This window comes from Microbacterium sp. NPDC055455, assembly GCF_053619935.1.
This window is the reverse complement of record NZ_JBSHLB010000005.1, coordinates 136,515-151,101: the sequence shown is the minus strand read 5'-3', so window position 1 is coordinate 151,101 and position 14,587 is coordinate 136,515. Positions and strand designations below refer to the sequence as shown.

The window sequence follows — 14,587 nt, the reverse complement described above, 5'->3', positions numbered from 1 at the left end:
ATCGTCGAAGCGGGATGCCGGCGCGCCATTCCCGCGCGCGGCCCGCACGGAGGGGCGCCGCGCAGGGTCACGCGTCCGGCAGAGGGGCGGCGGCATGTCGACCGAGGCGAGGATGCGGGCGTGGCGGACCCACGGCCGGGGCGACGCGACGCTGTCGACCGTCGGCGTGCGTTCGCTCGGTGAGTGGGAGGTCCTGGTGAGAGTGGTCGCCTGCGGTGTGTGCAGGACCGATCTCCACGTGATCGACGGCGATATCGCGCAGCACCGTGACCCGGTGATCCCCGGCCATCAGGTCGTGGGCGAGGTGGTCGCGACGGGTCCCGGCGCGTCGCGCTTCCGCCCCGGCGACCGCGTGGGCGTCGCCTGGCTCGCCGCCACGTGCGGCAGCTGCCGCTGGTGCATGTCGGGGCGGGAGAACCTGTGCCCGAGCGCCCGATTCACCGGATGGGACACCGACGGCGGGCACGCGGATCTCCTCGTCGTCGATGAGCGATTCGCTTACTCTCTGCCCTCCACCCTCGACGCCGTCGAAGCCGCACCGCTCCTGTGCGCGGGCATCATCGGGTTCCGCGCGCTGGCTCGCGCCCGGCTGCCGGTCGGCGGGACGCTGGGCGTCTACGGCTTCGGCTCGAGCGGGCACCTGACGGCGCGGATGGCGGCTGCGCAGGGTGCGACCGTGCACGTCATGACCCGTGGCGAGCAGAACCGAGCTCTCGCGAGATCGCTGGGCCTGGGGTTCGTCGGGGCGGAGGCCGACAGCCCTCCCGCGCCGCTCGACGCCGCCATCGTGTTCGCGCCGGCCGGCCCGCTGGCGGCGGTGGCCCTCGAAGCCACCGCACCGGGCGGGACGGTCGTGCTCGCGGGCATCCACATGAGCGACATCCCCGCCATGTCGTACGAGCACCACCTGTTCCGGGAACGCGACCTGCGCACGGTCACCGCCAACACCCGGGCGGATGGCGAGAGCTTCCTGCGGCTTGCGGGCAATCTGGGGCTGAAGGCATCCGTCACCCGCTACCGCTTCGAAGACACGGGGCGGGCCTTGGACGACCTGAGGTCGGGACGCGCTGCCGGATCGCTCGTGATCGACCGCTCGCTGCGCTGAAACCGACGACGCTGCGCGGGCGTCACGGGCGCCGGGATGAGGGGCGGGGACGAAGGTCCCGACATCTGCGGCGTCCCGGGCGGGACGATACGGGGGTGGTCTTGAACGACACCGGCCTCACGTCGAGAGAAGCAGCAGCCCGTCTCGCGGAAGTCGGGCCGAATGTCGTGCCCCACGGCAGAAGCGTGTCGCCCTGGCGGATGATCCTCCGTGAGCTCACGCACCTCCTGGCGGTGCTGCTGTGGATCGCCGCCGCGCTCGCGGTGCTGGCCGGCATTCCGGCGCTGGCGATCGCCATCGTCGTGATCGTGGCCCTGAACGCCGCGTTCGCGTTCGCGCAGGAGTACCGGGCCGACAGGTCGGCCCAGCGGCTGAGCCGGCTGCTTCCGATGGCAGCCCGCGTGATGCGTGACGGCGAGGCGGTCACCGTCCCGGCGGCCGACCTCGTGCCGGGGGACGTCGTGCTGCTGGCGGCGGGCGATCGCGTGGCGGCGGACCTTGATGTCGTCAGCGCCGCAGACCTCGCGCTGGACGAGTCGCTCCTGACGGGGGAGAGCGCCGTCGTGCGACACGCCCCCGGAGACATCCTGCGCGGGGGGACGTTCGTCGTCCAAGGCGAGGCGCGCGCCGTGGTCGTGGCCACCGGCTCCCGGACGGTGCTGGCCGACATCGGCCGTCTGACCGCCGGTGCGCAGCGCCCGCCGAGCCCGATGACCCTCGAGCTCAAGCGCGTCGTGCGCGTCATCGCCGTCATCGCCGCGATCGTCGGGGTGGGCCTCGGGGCGACCTCCCTCCTGCTGGGGCTGGGGCTGACCCAGGCCTTCGTCTTCGCCATCGGCGTGTCGGTGGCGCTGGTGCCAGAGGGGATGCTGCCGACGGTGACGCTCTCCCTGGCGCGCGGTGCCGAGCTCATGGCCGAGAAGCACGCTCTGGTGCGCCGGCTGGACGCCGTCGAGACGCTCGGCGCCACGACCTTCATCTGCACCGACAAGACCGGCACCCTCACCGAGAACCGCATGAACGTGCTCGAGGTCGTGACGGCTGCGGGGATCGTCCGGATCCGCGGCGAGGGGTACGCTCCCACCGCCGACCTGGCCGGGCCACCCGAGGCGGTCGCCCTCGTTCCCCGCGCCGCGCGGGCCGCGCTGCGGTGCGTGGCCGGCAGGGTGGTCGAGCGCGAGGGCCGGTGGGAGGCGGCGGGCGGCCCGATGGAGGCGGCGTTCCACAGCCTCGCGCTGCGGGTGGGGACGGATGCCGAGGCCACAGGTCATCGCGTGCCCTATACGGCCGACCGCCTGCTGAGCTCGTCGCTGGACGGCGATCAGGTGTCGGTGCTCGGTGCGACGGAGGCGGTCCTGGCCCGCTGCCGCGCGGTTCCCCCTCATATCGCGGTCGCCGTGCACGAGCTGACGGGCGCGGGCAGGCGCGTGCTCGCCGTCGCCACCCGCACCTGGACCGCCGCGCCGTCGCCCGAGATGGAGCACGACCTCGACTTCGCCGGGGTGCTGGCCCTGGAGGATCCGCCCCGCGCGGGGGTGCGCGAGGCGCTGGAGAAATGCCGGGCTGCCGGCATCCGGATCGCGATGATCACCGGCGACCACCCGCGCACCGGTGCCGCGATCGCCCGCGAGGTCGGTCTGCTCGGCCCCCGGGGGGTCGTCCTGGACGGGCCGAGCCTGCCCACCACGGACGAGGAGCTGGCCGACGCTGTCGACCACGACGACGGGGTGGTGGTGGCGCGGGCGACGCCCGCCGACAAGCTGCGGATCGCCCGGGCCCTTCGTGGCCACGGGCACGTGGTCGCCATGACGGGGGACGGTGTCAACGACGCGCCCGCGCTGCGCGAAGCCGACGTCGGGGTCGCCATGGGGGCCAGCGGAAGCGACGTCGCGCGCGAGGCGGCCGACGTGGTGCTGCTGGACGACCATCTCGTGACGATCGTGGCCGCCGTCGAGCTCGGCAGGGCGACCTTCAAGAACATCCGGCGCTTCCTCACCTACCACCTCACCGACAACGTCGCCGAGCTCGCCCCGTTCGTGGTGTGGGCGCTCTCGGGCGGCTCCGTCCCGCTCGCGATCGGGGTGATGCAGGTGATCGCGCTCGACATCGGGAGCGACATGCTGCCCGCCCTGGCGCTCGGTGCCGAACCGGCGCGGGATGACGTGATGCAGGGGCCCGCGCGACGGTCGATCGTGGACCGGGCCCTGCTCTCACGCGCGTTCTTCCTGCTCGGGCTCACCGAGGCCGTCGTCGCGCTCGGCGCCTTCCTGGGCGTCCTGCTCGTCGCGGGGTGGCAGTGGGGTGACGGCGTGGACCCGGCGGTGATGGCCGGCGCCTCGGGGACGGCGTTCGCCGCGATCGTTCTGGGCCAGATGGCGACGGCGTTCGCGTGCCGCAGCACGGTCCGGCCGGTGTGGCGAATGCACCCGCGGACCAACCGGCTGCTGCTCGTCGCGGTCGCCGCTCAGGCGGTCCTGCTCGTCGCCTTCCTCGGCATCCCGTTCCTCGTGGACCTCCTCGGCGGTGCCTGGCCGCCGCTTCTCGGATGGGGGCTGGCAGCGCTTGCGGTGCCCGCGATCGTGATCGTCGACGGGCTCTCGAAGCTTCGGCGTCGCCGGATCCGCGAGCGGGAGGGGAGGCTCCCGGCATCAACGGCGCCGGATGCTACGACCCGCGGCTCGTGAAAGATCGGCTGAGGCTCCGCAGCAGCAGGAGGAGCCCGCCCAGGGTGAGCACGCTGCCCAGGAACGAGAACGCCGGCACCTGGTCGGTGATCATGGGGCCGGTGTCGCTGACGCTGAGCATGACGCCGGCGATCACGAGGGTCACGCCCACGATCGTGATCGTCATGCGGGAGACGATCCCGTCGACCCACGAGCGCTCCCGTCCGTCCTCGAACATCCGAACGCGCACCGAGAACGTGCCGCTGTCCAGGTCGCGCGAGATGCTCTCGATGCGGCGGCTGAGGCGGCGCGCCCCCTCGATGAGCACGGCGCCCTGCGACTGCGCCGTCAGGAGCATGTCGTGCATCGAGATCCGCCGCAGCGCCGTGGCCGGAGCGAGCTCCAGGCCCCGCCGCGTGAGGTCGTAATCCGGCTGGAGCAGCCGCAGTGTGCCCTCGAGCGAGCCGAGGGTGCGCAGCACGAGGAGCAGCGACGGCGGTATGGCCAGGCGGTGCCGGCGCAGCGCATCCAGGAGCAGCCGGAAGATGTTCTCGTGTGTGGGGCTGTTGTGCACGCGGGTGATCACGACGCCGATGTCGCGCTGGAGCGCCGCCTTGTTCAGCGATTCGCCGTGTCCGCAGATCAGCAGCACGAGGTCCGTGGTCACGGCGTCGTCCTCGTTGGAGATCGCGATCAGCAGCGGGATGAGGAGGCGGCGCAGGCTCTTCTCGACGATCCCGACCGAGCCGAAGTCGATGAGGGTGACCTCGCGCGCGGCTCCGTCCTCTCGGGCGTCGCCCAGGATGAGATTGCCGGCGTGGAGGTCGGCGTGGAAGACGCCGCGCACCAGCACCTGGTCGAACACCGACCTCACGATCTCGTCCGCGATCGCCGACGACTCCTCCGGAGGCAGGATCGCCGATGAGACGTGCGTGAACGGGGTCCCCACCACGCGCTCCAGCAGCAGCATCCGCTCCGTCGAGAGCTCGCGATACGTCCGGGGGATGCGCAGCGACGAGGCGAAGGCCGCAGTGGCGGCCCGCAGCATCTCGGTGTTGTCGAGCTCGATGCGGTAGTCGAGCTCGTCGTGGAGCGCGCGGGCGAACTCGTCGACGAGTGCGACCGCGCCGTACTCCTTCGCCCAGTCCGTGCGCCGCTCGAGGTCGGTGGCCAGTCGGTGGAGGATGTCGAGGTCGGTGGTGACCTGCCGCCGGGCGAGCGGGCGCTGGATCTTGATGACGACGTCGTCGCCGTTGCGCAGCTGCGCCGCGTGCACCTGGGCGACCGAGGCGGCGGCGAGCGGCTCCGGATCGATGTGCGCGAAGACGTCGTCGATCGTCCCGTTCACCTCGGCGCGGATGGCCGCCTCGGCTTCGGACCAGGGGATCGGAGTCGACTCCATCTGCAGTGTCGCGAACGCCGTCACCAGCTCGCGAGGGAGCACGTCGTCGCGGGCGGAGAGCACCTGCCCCAGCTTGACGAAGGTGACTCCCGCTTCGTTCATCGCGGCGACGAGGGCGACCGCCAGCTCCCGCGGTGCGGGCGGGGTGCGGGGCGTGCCGAACAGCCCGATGCCGTGACGGGAGGCGATCGAGAGGATCTGCGTGTACCGCCGCGCGCGGTCGCGGCGGCGGAACGCCTCGCGGATGGAGGTGATCGGATTCCGCAGCCCGTGCGACGGCCAGGCGAACTCGAGGGTGACGACGCAGGCCACGACTGCGGCGAACAGCCAGCCGAGCGTGAGGGCGAGGAACGAGAGGGCGATGGGGGTGTCTGCCACGATCCGGTCGCCCTCCACCACACCGGCGACCTGCAGCGACCAGGTGGCCAGCGGAAGGGCGGCCAGGAACACGACGAGCGCCGTCACGACGGAGCGGACCCAGCCCACCGTCCCGTCCAGGAGACGCCGCGCGGCCCAGGCTGCGAGCGCGGCGAAACCGACCGAGAACAGACCGAACAGGAGCCATTGCGGCATGTCCGAATTCTTGCAGACGCGACTGCCGCGGCGGCGGGGAAGGACCAAAGACCCCATCCCTCGCGGCGCCGACGACGACGCTGGAGGGGGAGCGGCGACAGGAGCCGCCGACGGAAGGAGTCGCCATGCGCGCGCTGGTGGTCTACGAATCGATGTTCGGCAACACGCGTCGCATCGCGCAGGCGATCGCCGACGGCATGGCGGACGGAGCGGATGTCGCCGTCGCGGACGTCGTCGATGCGCCCACCGCGGTGCCCGCCGACATCGACATGGTCGTCGTCGGGGCGCCCACCCATGTCTTCTCGCTGTCCCGGGATGTCACACGCCGGGAGGCGGCTCGTCACGGCGGCGCGTTCACGGATGTGCCCGAAGGCATCCGCGAGTGGCTGGAGGCACTGCCGGCGCCGGAACGGCCTTACGCCTTCGCCGCGTTCGACACGCGCGTCGACGACATGGCGCTCCTGCCCGGGGCGGCCTCGCACACGGCCACGCGCCTCGCGAGGAAGCTCGGGTTCGACGTGCTGGATCCGGCGAGCTTCCTGGTGAAGGGCTACGAGGGACCCCTCGTCGACGGGGAGCTCCAGCGCGCCCGCGAGTGGGGGCATGGCCTGACCGAGCAGCTCGCGGGGTGAGCGCCGGTCCCGAACCGCTCCCGTCCCGCCCCCGGCCCGCCGGGTTTCTCAGTGCGATGCGCCGGTGCGGCTCGCCGCGTCTTCGGCCTGGCCGCGGGCGGCGGCGTCGTCGTCGTGGTGTCTGCGGGCGGTCGCGAGCCACAGGATGACCGCCGGAAGAACGGGTGCGACGAGCGCGTAGAGGACGCCGGCGCTTCCGAAGACGACGGTCTGATAGGCGATGATGGCGGCCGCGCCGACGGCCCATGAGAGGAGGGCGGCGGCGGCACGACGCGACGCGCCCTCGGCGGTCGCGAAGAACGCGATGATCCCGTTGGCGAGGAACGGCGCGACGAACACGCCCTGCACGGCGGGGGAGAGGTTCTCCGACGCCCCGACAGCGGCCCCTGCCGCAAGAGCGAAGACCACGGAGACGACGGCGTAGCCGACGAACGACAGGCACGCCACCACGAGCGCGCGGACGATGCGGTCGAACACCGGAGGAAGGGCGGTGAGCACTCCCTCGGGGTGGCGCGCGATGAACGCCGTGAGCACGCTGAACAGCAGCGTCTGCACCAGCATCTCCGGCATCCCGATGAGGTGGTACCACCACGGCAGCTGGCTGTACACCGCGCCTTCCAACGACCCGGGCGCCGCCGCCGGGGTCGAGAGGATGCCGATGCCGATGAACAGCAGCCACAGCCAGAGCCACCCGAGCCGTCCGGCGAGGACGGATCGGAACGGCAGCAGCACCGCCGCGATGAGCAGTCCGCGGACCACCTGCAGCAGGGGACCCACGATCACCGCCACCGAGCCGAACGGGCGCATGAAGTCGCTGATGACCGGTTGGGTGAACAGCTCCTCGTAGTCGAGCAGCGCCGCCGCGACGAGACCGATCGCGAAGTACGTCACGACGTGCGCGACCGTGACCCGCACGAGGAAGCCGGCGACAGGCCGGGATGAGAGCATGACCCCAGCCTGGGCCGCAGGCGCACGCCCCCCCGGGCCGAAGGTCCCGCGCGGGAGGCCGGTGCTCACCGGATCGACTCGAGCGCGGCCAGCTCGGTGCGCACCGCGGATGCCACAGCGGCTCCGTCGATGTAGCCGGCGTCGAAGTGCACGCCGACGCAGAGCCGCCCGGCATACGAGACCACCGCGACGCCCAGTCGCACGTTCGCGGCCAGCACCGAGACCGGCCAGAGCTGGGTGAGCGCAGCGCCGGCGAGGTGCAGCTCGTGAGCCGGACCGGGCACATTCGTCACGAACCCGCCGACCAGATGCTGCCGGTGCGCGATGCGGTCCATGATCCGAGCGCCCACCGGGCCGCGCATGAGCTCCAGCGTGCCCTGGCGGCGCGCTTGCACCTTCTCCGTCCTCGTCTGCACGGCGATCCGGGCGACGTTGTCCCTCACCTCAACACCGCGCAACGGCAGGCGGACGAGCATGACCCCCACCTGGTTGCGGGAGTCCCCGCGCCGCGTCAGCGCGACGGGGACCGACACCGGCAGCTCCGACGGCACCGGATGACCGCTCTGCGCGAGTGCGGCCCGGTACCCGGCCGCGGCGACGGCGAGCGCGGCGTCGTTCACTGTGGCGTCCACGCCGTGGGCGGCCGCGGCGATCCGCCCGAGATCGCCGTCGGCGAAGATCACGCCGTGACGACTGCTGCGCGCACCCAGCAGCACCGTCTCGGGAAGGCCTCGCGCGGTCAGCGTCGTCATGGTCCGCCGCAGCCCGAACAGTGCGCGGCCGACGCGGCTGCCCGCGGGCAGGGCGGGGGACGAGCGGCGCGGCGGAGCGATCGGCTCGTCGGCGGTTGCCGTCGCGTCCGCCAGCAGCCTCTGGATGAGGTCCGCCGCGGCCATGCCGTCCGCGAGGACGTGGTGGATCCGGAGGATCATCGCGGCGCCGCCCCGTGCCGGCGCGAGGAGCAGCTCCCACGGCGGTCTCGTGAGCGGCAGGGGCTCGACCATGAGGGCACCGCACCTTCGCTCGAGCTCCTCGAGTCCCTCGATGGCCGGGACGACGCGGACCTGCGCAGCGAGATCCGGTTCGCAGTCCGCCCACTCGTGGTGGCGGCCGGCGCGGACGGGCACCTGGCGGAGCTCCGGGATGCCGGCGACCCGGCGCCCCACCGCCGCCCGGACGGCCTCCGCGTCGAGTTCGCCGGCGTCCGAGACGAACCCTCCCGGTGCGAGCAGGCCGGCGACCAGGAAGACGTTGACCTGGCCGGGGTGGTCGAGGACGAGATTGGCCTCGTCGGCCGGTCTGAGTGCTCGCTCCCGTCGCACGTGAGGCCTCCCTCCCGCGCCGTGGTGCGGCATCCGTTCCGCTCACCGACGGCATCGCGGCACCGATGGCGCGTGCTCCAGTGTGCGGCGGTGCCCACCGGTCCCGCGGGTCGATGGTCCCACCGGGCGCGGCACGGCGCCGGAGGACTTACGTCCCACCGGCGCGGCAGCCATGCCGCAAGGCTGGTTCCGTACAGATCCCACAGAGGAGAGACAAATGCGAAGTGCAGTCGTCCGACAGCTCGGAACGCCGGCCCAGGTCGAGGAGCGTCCCGTCCCGCAGCCGGGGCCCGGACAGATCCTGATCCGGCTCGAGGCCTGCGGACTGTGCCACACCGACATCCACGCGATGCAGGGAGACTGGCCTGTGAAGCCGAACCTGCCCCTGGTGCCCGGGCACGAGGGCGTCGGGATCGTCGAGGCGCTCGGCGAGGGCGTGACCACGCGTCAGGTCGGACAGCGCGTCGCGATGCCGTGGCTCGGGCACGCGTGCGGCGAATGCCGCTACTGCGTGGACGGCCGCGAGAACCTCTGCGAGAGCCAGTACAACAACGGCTACGCGGTCGACGGGGCGTACGCGGAGTACATGCTCGCCGACGCGCGCTATGCGGTGGTGGTCCCCGACGGCGTCACGCCGCTGGATGCTGCGCCGCTCACCTGCGCCGGCGTCACGACGTACGCCGCGATCAAGAACGCGCACGTGATCCCCGGCGAGACGGTCGTCGTGTTCGGCGTCGGCGGCCTCGGCCACCTCGCGGTTCAGTACGCGCGACTGGTGGGCGCGAAGGTGATCGCGGTCGACGTCACCGAGGAGAAGCTCGCCCTCGCGACCGAGCTCGGCGCGGACCACACCGTCAACGCCCGGACCACCGATCCGGTGGAGGCGATCCGCGACCTCGGCGGAGCGGACGTCGCCGTCGTGCTCGCCGTCGCTCCGGCGGTCTTCCGTCAGTCGTTCGACGCGCTCAACCGCGGCGGCCGGCTCGTCCTGGTGTCGCTGCCTGCCGACGGCACGATCACGCTCCCCATCTTCGAGACGGTGCTCAAGGGCATCAGCGTGATCGGCTCGATCGTGGGGACCCGCCAGGACCTCACCGAGGTCTTCACCCTTCACGCCGCCGGTCGCACCCGGGTCATCACCGAGACGCGCGACCTGGACCAGGTCAACAGCGCGGTCGACGAGGTGCTGGAGGGGACGGTTCCGGCGAGGCTCGTCTTCACCTACCACACCGCGGACGTGATGCAGCGCTGACGGCCGGGCGGAGGGCGGATGCCACGCGGCATCCGCCCTCCGCCGCGCGCAGGACCGCGCCGACACCGCGGAGCGGGCGCCGAGCGTGGTGCGATCAGGCCTGGCCTCCGCCGCCGGCGGTGCCGTCAGAGCCGCCTGGCGCCGAGCCGGACCGCGGGGCGGCGGGCGCTTCGGACGACCCGCCGGTCGTCGCCGAGACGGCGCCGGCGCCCAGCAGGGCTCCCAGGATGCCGATCCCCGCTGCGGCGTCGAGGATCTGCGACGCCATCAGCGCCGAGATCACCCCGACTCCGAACAGGACGATGACCAGCCGCCCCCAGTTCTTGACCACGAACGGGATCACGATGGGGGGAGCGGATGCCGCGGCCGCCGGCTTCGGCCCGATCTCCACCTCCTTCGCCTCGAGCTCGATCCGGTTCCCATCGGCCTGCGTCACGGTGGCGGCGACCTTGTGGCTGCCGTCGGCCGCGAACGTCGCGAGGATCGTGCGGCCGCCGTCGATCCGTTCGATCGTCGCCCCCTCCACGTCCCACGCGACGGTGGCGTCGTCGGGGAGGTTCTCGACGGTGAACATCAGAGCCGTGTCCTTCTGCCCGGTGCTGCCGCCGACGATCGCCGGCCCCACGCGAACGCCCCGCTCCACCGCTGCGCCGGAGTCGATCCCCACCGGGGGGCCGCCCTCCGTGGTGGCGAGCTTCTCGATGACCCGGAGCGCGTCGCGATGGTAGAGCCAGGCGAAGGCCAGGGCCAGGATGATGACCACGATGGCGCTGACGAGCAGCCCGACGGCCAGGTAGTAGTTCGACAGTGCGACGTCGACCGCGGCCGGATCGGCCGGCGTCGGACCCGGCGACGGTTCCGCCGCCACGGCGAGTGCAGCATCAAGAGACATGAGCGCCCCATTCCCCAGTTGGGCTGAGCATGCACCCATCTCAGAGCGCCGTCAATCACCCGCCCGCTCCGCGTCGTCGGGGGCCGCCGTGACGGCTTATGCTTCGAGCCATGGGAACGATCTTCTACGGCGGTGACGCCACGCCGATCCACATCGAGGATCGCGCGCTGGCTCACCTGAAAGTCGTCATCGCCACGAAGCTGCGTCGCAACGAGAGCTTCACGCTGACGTGGCGTCACCAGGACGATCAGCCGGGCGGACGCAGCACCATCTGGCTGCACCCGTCCATTCCGCTGCGGTTCGTGTTCGATCACGCGGAGCCTCCCGAGCTGAGCCGCCGGTGGATCGAGGACCTCGCGCAGTCCGCGAACAGCTCGGGTGGCGTCACCCTGGTGGACGAGAACGTGGCTGCCGGTCCGGTGCCTGAGGAGCAGGGTGTCCCCGGCGACGTCTCGCTCGGCAGCGTCGAAGTCGAGAGCCTCGAGGTGAGCAGACTGACCGTCGGGGGCGCGGAGGTGTCGGGGGACAGCGTCCGAGGGTAGCTCAGCTCGACAGCTGTCTCGGGTCGATCACCAGTTCGCGGCTCACGAGCCTTGCCGCCACGCCGCTGAGACTCTGCTGGTGGCTGCGTGCATACGCACGGATGATCTCGAACGCCTCGTCGATGGCGACGCCGTGAGTGTGGGCGACCACTCCCTTGGCCTGTTCGATGATCACCCTGCTCCGCAGCGCGTGCTGCAACTGTGCCGTCAGCTGCTCGCCCCGCCGGATGGAACGCTCCTGGAGGATGCCGATCGTCGCCACGTCGGCGAAGGCCCGGGCCGCGGTCAGGTCGGATTCCTCCAGGGGGCCGTCTCCGGTGACGAGGAGATTGAGCGTGCCGATGATGTGTTCGCGAAGCTTCATCGGGATCGCCGTGACCGCCCCGAACCCCAGCTCGACGGCGCTCTCGCGGAAGGCGGACCACTCCGGAGGCGACTCCGAGATCCGGGGCACCGTCACCACTTCGCCCGTGCCGAACGCCTCGATGCAGGGACCGGCCTGCGCGGCGAGCTGGATGAGTTCGACGAGCCGGCTCGCTTCGCTGGTCGACGCCACGAGCTCGAGGCGATTGTCGTCGCCGGCGAGGAGGATTCCCGCCGCGGACGCGCCGAGGATGTCACGGCAGGCGTCGACCAGCACCTGGAGGAGGTCGACGACGTCGTATTCGGCGACGAGCGTGTCGGCGAGCTTCGCGAACGTTCGCACCAGCTCGGCCTCTCGCACGATGGCGCTCATTGCTCCACCTCGATACGGCCATCGTGGTTCACGAACCGCAGGCGCCTCTGAACGATGTCCTCGGCGATCTCGGCGACCGCGCGTCCGGAGGCGAAGGCGTGACCCTGGATGGCCAGAAGCGCGGCGTCCGGACCGACCTGCAACTGTGCGAGCACCATGCCGGTCGCCTGGTGGACCACTCGGCGAGAGGCGGGGCTCGTGGAGCTGAGGTCGCCCTGTTCACCGATCGCACGGGTGAGGATGTCGCGTCCGATGGCGTCCGCGATGGCGGATGCCTCCCCGGTGTGCCGCGTGGTCAGCGCGACCGGCATCAGCGAATAGAGGTCGACGGCGCCCAGACGCAGCGGCCCGACGGCGAGCGGGAACGCGAAGATCGACGCCACGGACTCCGCGCTGCTGGCAGCCGAGAAGGCGGGCCAGCGGGTGCGGCCCGCGGTCGCGAAGCTCGGCTCCTCGACGGGTGCCATCGAGCGCAGCGCGTCCCAGCACGGCCCCTCACCGAGGTCCATCTGCCATTCGTCCAGTCGGGCGGCGCGATCGTCCGACGCCGACAGCGTCTCGCTGCCCAGCACGTCGCCCAGTGTGGACACCGACGCGCCGCTCACGGGGAAGAGGCGGACGAAGGGCGCGCTGTAGTCGGCAGGCCGGAACGATCCACGATCGAGAGCCTGCATGACGTCGCCCACGCTGTCGCTCATACAACTGAGAGGTTAGTCGCCCCCCGCACCGGATGGGTGCGGCACGAGCGTGCCGTCCGGGCCTTGGATCAGGACCTCACCGCGTTCGCGGCGGAGGACGATCGCGGCCGCCGCCTCGACGGCCTCCGCCTCGGTGTCGTAATGCGCCGACGGCCGCCGTGCGTGGCCCTTGCAGACATCCCATCCGCCTCGTGACTCGTTCCGCGCCACCACCCAGATCTCGCCACGGCGGCGACCGCCTGGCTCGGTCCTCCGTGACCGGGGCGGAAAGCTCGCGGGACCTGACCCGCCCGGCAGGCCGGGCGCGTCCTGATCTTCGAGTTCGCCGTGACCGCCCGCTGTCGTCATGACCTGACCGTACGCCGTGAACATGTGCGGCTCACAGACAAGCGCCCGCGGGCGTAGCCTCACAGAATGGAATCCGGCGAGCCGTACACCGCTCAGTTCGATGAAGTGAGCGTCGGCGGGCAGGTCCGGCTCACCGTGGGCGTCGAGCTTCGGGATCGAGAGTCCGACGGCTCGATCCCGACCGAGGCCTGGTTCCACGGCGAGGAGTTCCGTCTGGACGTCGAAGACCAGGACGGCGTCGCCGTCTACGTGAGGCGGCTCTGACAGGCCGGCATCATGATGTCCGGGGCGGCGACGTCGTCGTAACCGGGAAGCGGTGTGCATTAGGCTAGCCTTACCTGTCTCGTCCCCAGGAGATCTCCCATGCCTTCACGCCCGCGCTTGTCCGCGCGCCCCGGCCGCCTCCTCGCCGGTTCGGCGGTCCTCGCCGTCCTCGCACTCGCCGGCTGCGCCGGCGGCGCGGGCGGTGCGGACACCGCCGCTGACGCCGACGCCCTCGTCGTCTACAACGCCCAGCACGAGCAGCTGACCGAGGAATGGGCCGAGGCGTTCACCGCTGAGACCGGCATCGACGTGGTGCTGCGCAACGGCGATGACAGCGAGCTGGCGAACCAGCTCGTGCAGGAGGGCACGGCGTCGAAGGCCGATGTGTTCCTGACCGAGAACTCGCCCGCGATGTCGCTCGTCGAGGAAGCAGGCCTTTTCGCACCGGTCGACGACGGCACGCTCGCCCTGGTGCCGGAGCAGTACCGGCCCGCGTCCGGCCTGTGGACCGGCATCGCCGCTCGCTCCACGGTGCTGGTCTACAACCCCGACCTCATCTCCGAGGATGAGCTTCCGGCGTCGCTTCTCGATCTCGCCGAGCCGGAATGGAAGGGACGCTGGGGTGCCGCGCCCGCCAAGGCGGACTTCCAGGCGATCGTGTCCGCGGTGCTCGCCACGCAGGGCGAGGACGGCGCGCGGGAGTGGCTCGAGGGCATGGCCGAGAACGCCGTGGAGTACCGCAACAACATCGTCACGATGAAGGCCGTCAACGCCGGCGAGGTGCCGGTCGGGATCATCTACCACTACTACTGGTACCGGGATCAGGATGCCGCCGCCGAGGACAGCTCGAACACGGCGCTGCATTACTTCGGCAACCAGGACCCAGGTGCGTTCGTCAGCGTGTCGGGCGGCGGCGTGCTCGAGAACGCGCCGCACGCCGACGAGGCCCAGCAGTTCCTGGCGTTCCTCGCCGGGGCGCAGGGCCAGGCCATCCTCGGCGAGGGCTACAGCTTCGAGTACCCCGTCGCCTCGGGCGTCTCGGCCAAGACCGAGCTGCCCGCGCTCGCCGAGCTCGGCGCTCCCGTCATCGACCCCTCCACGCTCAACGGTCCCGCCGTCATCGAGCTCATGACGGAAGCCGGACTCCTCTGACCCAGCTGCACACGCGCGCGACGGCGGGCGGAGCGGCCGAGAGGCGCCCGCCCGCCGC

Annotated in this window: 13 protein-coding genes and 1 pseudogene; 7 read left to right on the top strand and 7 right to left on the bottom strand. The window is 71.7% G+C overall.

Annotated elements, in window-relative coordinates; all coding sequences use genetic code 11:
• The first annotated feature begins 94 nt into the window (after nt 1-94).
• Both ACWGUG_RS14165 and ACWGUG_RS14160 read left to right on the top strand, forming a co-directional pair.
• The gene (locus ACWGUG_RS14165; protein WP_452325060.1) at nt 95-1,105 is read left to right on the top strand and encodes a zinc-dependent alcohol dehydrogenase family protein; all 1,011 of its coding nucleotides are present in this window, start codon (nt 95-97) and stop codon (nt 1,103-1,105) included.
• A gap of 95 nt (nt 1,106-1,200) precedes the next feature.
• Nucleotides 1,201-3,789, top strand: coding sequence for a cation-translocating P-type ATPase (locus tag ACWGUG_RS14160; protein WP_452325059.1), 2,589 nt, complete (start codon nt 1,201-1,203; stop codon nt 3,787-3,789).
• Here the strand turns inward: ACWGUG_RS14160 and ACWGUG_RS14155 are convergent.
• A complete protein-coding gene (locus ACWGUG_RS14155; RefSeq protein ID WP_452325058.1) occupies nt 3,770-5,743 on the bottom strand; it encodes an ABC1 kinase family protein in 1,974 nt (657 codons plus the stop codon). The genes ACWGUG_RS14160 and ACWGUG_RS14155 overlap by 20 nt on opposite strands.
• A 125-nt stretch (nt 5,744-5,868) precedes the next feature.
• On the opposite strand from ACWGUG_RS14155, the gene ACWGUG_RS14150 reads away from it, so the two are divergent.
• A complete protein-coding gene (locus ACWGUG_RS14150; protein WP_452325057.1) occupies nt 5,869-6,375 on the top strand; it encodes a flavodoxin family protein in 507 nt (168 codons plus the stop codon).
• A gap of 48 nt (nt 6,376-6,423) precedes the next feature.
• On the opposite strand, the gene ACWGUG_RS14145 is transcribed toward ACWGUG_RS14150, so the two are convergent.
• Nucleotides 6,424-7,323, bottom strand: coding sequence for a hypothetical protein (locus tag ACWGUG_RS14145; protein ID WP_452325056.1), 900 nt, complete (start codon nt 7,321-7,323; stop codon nt 6,424-6,426).
• 65 nt (nt 7,324-7,388) lie between these two features.
• Nucleotides 7,389-8,645, bottom strand: coding sequence for a WS/DGAT domain-containing protein (locus ACWGUG_RS14140; protein ID WP_452325055.1), 1,257 nt, complete (start codon nt 8,643-8,645; stop codon nt 7,389-7,391).
• A 217-nt stretch (nt 8,646-8,862) separates the two neighbouring features.
• On the opposite strand from ACWGUG_RS14140, the gene adhP reads away from it, so the two are divergent.
• Nucleotides 8,863-9,897, top strand: coding sequence for an alcohol dehydrogenase AdhP (gene adhP, locus ACWGUG_RS14135; RefSeq protein WP_452325054.1), 1,035 nt, complete (start codon nt 8,863-8,865; stop codon nt 9,895-9,897).
• A 94-nt stretch (nt 9,898-9,991) separates the two neighbouring features.
• On the opposite strand, the gene ACWGUG_RS14130 is transcribed toward adhP, so the two are convergent.
• Entirely contained in the window at nt 9,992-10,789 is a 798-nt protein-coding gene (locus ACWGUG_RS14130) for a hypothetical protein (protein ID WP_452325053.1), read from the bottom strand.
• Nucleotides 10,790-10,899: 110 nt separating this feature from the next.
• Here ACWGUG_RS14130 and ACWGUG_RS14125 point away from each other — a divergent pair.
• Nucleotides 10,900-11,193 (top strand): annotated as a pseudogene (locus ACWGUG_RS14125) (DUF7882 family protein); the annotation flags it as partial.
• A gap of 139 nt (nt 11,194-11,332) precedes the next feature.
• Here ACWGUG_RS14125 and ACWGUG_RS14120 read toward each other — a convergent pair.
• From ACWGUG_RS14120 to ACWGUG_RS14110, 3 genes are read right to left on the bottom strand one after another with little or no spacing between them, the layout of a single operon-like run.
• The gene (locus tag ACWGUG_RS14120; protein ID WP_452325052.1) at nt 11,333-12,067 is read right to left on the bottom strand and encodes a GAF and ANTAR domain-containing protein; all 735 of its coding nucleotides are present in this window, start codon (nt 12,065-12,067) and stop codon (nt 11,333-11,335) included.
• Nucleotides 12,064-12,765, bottom strand: a complete 702-nt coding sequence (locus tag ACWGUG_RS14115; RefSeq protein WP_378881840.1) for an ANTAR domain-containing protein — start codon at nt 12,763-12,765, stop codon at nt 12,064-12,066. The genes ACWGUG_RS14120 and ACWGUG_RS14115 overlap by 4 nt, the downstream gene beginning before the upstream one ends.
• 12 nt (nt 12,766-12,777) lie before the next feature.
• A complete protein-coding gene (locus ACWGUG_RS14110; RefSeq protein ID WP_378881838.1) occupies nt 12,778-13,113 on the bottom strand; it encodes a DUF2188 domain-containing protein in 336 nt (111 codons plus the stop codon).
• A gap of 66 nt (nt 13,114-13,179) precedes the next feature.
• On the opposite strand from ACWGUG_RS14110, the gene ACWGUG_RS14105 reads away from it, so the two are divergent.
• Together ACWGUG_RS14105 and ACWGUG_RS14100 are read left to right on the top strand one after the other, a co-directional pair.
• Nucleotides 13,180-13,377 (top strand): hypothetical protein, encoded by a 198-nt coding sequence (locus ACWGUG_RS14105; protein WP_336396616.1) that lies wholly within the window; start codon nt 13,180-13,182, stop codon nt 13,375-13,377.
• A 99-nt stretch (nt 13,378-13,476) separates the two neighbouring features.
• On the top strand, nt 13,477-14,529 hold the full coding sequence (locus ACWGUG_RS14100) for an iron ABC transporter substrate-binding protein (protein WP_452325051.1): 1,053 nt from the start codon (nt 13,477-13,479) through the stop codon (nt 14,527-14,529).
• Nucleotides 14,530-14,587 lie beyond the last annotated feature (58 nt).

What these genes read in the sequence shown, in the direction of transcription:
- ACWGUG_RS14165 (WP_452325060.1), top strand. Translation starts at nt 95, where the DNA reads ATGTCGACCGAGGCGAGGATGCGGGCGTGGCGGACCCACGGCCGGGGC.
- ACWGUG_RS14155 (WP_452325058.1), bottom strand. Translation starts at nt 5,743, where the DNA reads ATGCCGCAATGGCTCCTGTTCGGTCTGTTCTCGGTCGGTTTCGCCGCG.
- ACWGUG_RS14150 (WP_452325057.1), top strand. Translation starts at nt 5,869, where the DNA reads ATGCGCGCGCTGGTGGTCTACGAATCGATGTTCGGCAACACGCGTCGC.
- ACWGUG_RS14145 (WP_452325056.1), bottom strand. Translation starts at nt 7,323, where the DNA reads ATGCTCTCATCCCGGCCTGTCGCCGGCTTCCTCGTGCGGGTCACGGTC.
- adhP (WP_452325054.1), top strand. Translation starts at nt 8,863, where the DNA reads ATGCGAAGTGCAGTCGTCCGACAGCTCGGAACGCCGGCCCAGGTCGAG.
- ACWGUG_RS14130 (WP_452325053.1), bottom strand. Translation starts at nt 10,789, where the DNA reads ATGTCTCTTGATGCTGCACTCGCCGTGGCGGCGGAACCGTCGCCGGGT.
- ACWGUG_RS14120 (WP_452325052.1), bottom strand. Translation starts at nt 12,067, where the DNA reads ATGAGCGCCATCGTGCGAGAGGCCGAGCTGGTGCGAACGTTCGCGAAG.
- ACWGUG_RS14115 (WP_378881840.1), bottom strand. Translation starts at nt 12,765, where the DNA reads ATGAGCGACAGCGTGGGCGACGTCATGCAGGCTCTCGATCGTGGATCG.
- ACWGUG_RS14110 (WP_378881838.1), bottom strand. Translation starts at nt 13,113, where the DNA reads ATGACGACAGCGGGCGGTCACGGCGAACTCGAAGATCAGGACGCGCCC.
- ACWGUG_RS14105 (WP_336396616.1), top strand. Translation starts at nt 13,180, where the DNA reads ATGGAATCCGGCGAGCCGTACACCGCTCAGTTCGATGAAGTGAGCGTC.
- ACWGUG_RS14100 (WP_452325051.1), top strand. Translation starts at nt 13,477, where the DNA reads ATGCCTTCACGCCCGCGCTTGTCCGCGCGCCCCGGCCGCCTCCTCGCC.